At 71.0% G+C, this 400-nt stretch carries 1 protein-coding gene; it reads right to left on the reverse strand.

Annotated features, from left to right (window positions below; genetic code table 11):
- The coding region (locus IJ15_RS0124295) for a DJ-1/PfpI family protein (RefSeq protein ID WP_031940887.1) at positions 1-400 on the reverse strand (400 nt) is incomplete at both ends.

Genomic DNA, 400 nt, shown 5'->3' on the forward strand with positions numbered 1-400 from the left:
TCGTCGCCGAGACGCTCACGGACGATCACCGTCGCCAGATCCAGTGCGGCACCGAACGCCGCCGTCGTGGTGATGCGGTCGTCGTCGACGATCAGTGCTTCGCCCCGGACCCGCGCGTGCGGATACCGTTGGGCGAGTTGTGAAGCGAACAACCACGACGTGGTACACCGACGTCCGTCCAACAGGCCGGCCTCCCCGAGCAGGAACGCGCCGACGCATACCGAGGCGATCCGGGTGCCCCGGGCCTCGGCGGCGCGCAGGAACGCGGCCTCGCCGCCCCGGCCGGACAGCGCGCCGTCGAGATCCGCCGACGGTGCGAACTCGAAACCGGGCACCAGCAGCAGATCGAAATCGTGGTGGAGCGCTTGCGCGCCGATCGGGAATCCGCCGGCCGCGGCGA

Source organism: Prescottella defluvii (assembly GCF_000738775.1).
GTDB lineage: Bacteria > Actinomycetota > Actinomycetes > Mycobacteriales > Mycobacteriaceae > Prescottella > Prescottella defluvii.